The organism is Streptomyces sp. SD15, assembly GCF_054462255.1.
In genome coordinates this window covers 1-640 of sequence record NZ_JBTLMO010000163.1, presented here as the reverse complement: position 1 = coordinate 640, position 640 = coordinate 1, and the positions used below count along the sequence as shown (strand labels likewise).

The window sequence follows — 640 nt, the reverse complement described above, 5'->3', positions numbered from 1 at the left end:
GGACGGCGAAAAACTTGGTGTGCGGGTCCGACGGAACCGGGTAACGTCTTTGTCATGTTCTTCCAGACGCCGATTTACGAGTGAGAGCGTGATGGGCCCCTGCTGACGTCCTTCGACGTCGCCGCCCGTCCCCCACCGATGAATCCGTAGATCACTTCACATCAATACCGGGAGAACCCGTGACCGTGAGCAAGAACATCAACAACCCCGTGGGCATGGGCGGCGGCCAGCGCAAGAAGCTGTCCCGCGCCGAACGGCAGAACAACGGTCCGCACCGCAACCTCGACCGCCAGGGTGCAGCCGACCAGAAGGCGGAGCTGGTGCGCAAGATGCGCGAGAAGGCAGGCGCAGCCGAGGGCGCCGGGCAGACGAGCGACGACACCGCACAGAGCTGACGCACCGCCGCCGCAGGGCGGCACCGCATGGGGCAGGGCCCGGACCGCGACGCGCGGTCCGGGCCCTGCTGCCGTACCGGGCGCGGCCGGTCCCGCTCAGCTCTCGGCCGAGCACCCGCGTCTCAGCCGACCACCCGGGGCGGCCGCAGATTCAGCAGCCGCGTCACCGCCACCACCCGAGCTGCACCAGCAGCATCACCACCAGCGCGTTCCCCGTGCCCAGCCCGGGCGACACTGTCAGGAAG

At 69.1% G+C, this 640-nt stretch carries 1 protein-coding gene; it reads left to right on the top strand.

Translation table 11 applies throughout. The features are described from left to right. Positions 1–179: 179 nt before the first annotated feature. The gene (locus ACX28W_RS44015; protein WP_179879016.1) at positions 180–395 is read left to right on the top strand and encodes a DUF6243 family protein; all 216 of its coding nucleotides are present in this window, start codon (positions 180–182) and stop codon (positions 393–395) included. Positions 396–640: the final 245 nt, after the last annotated feature.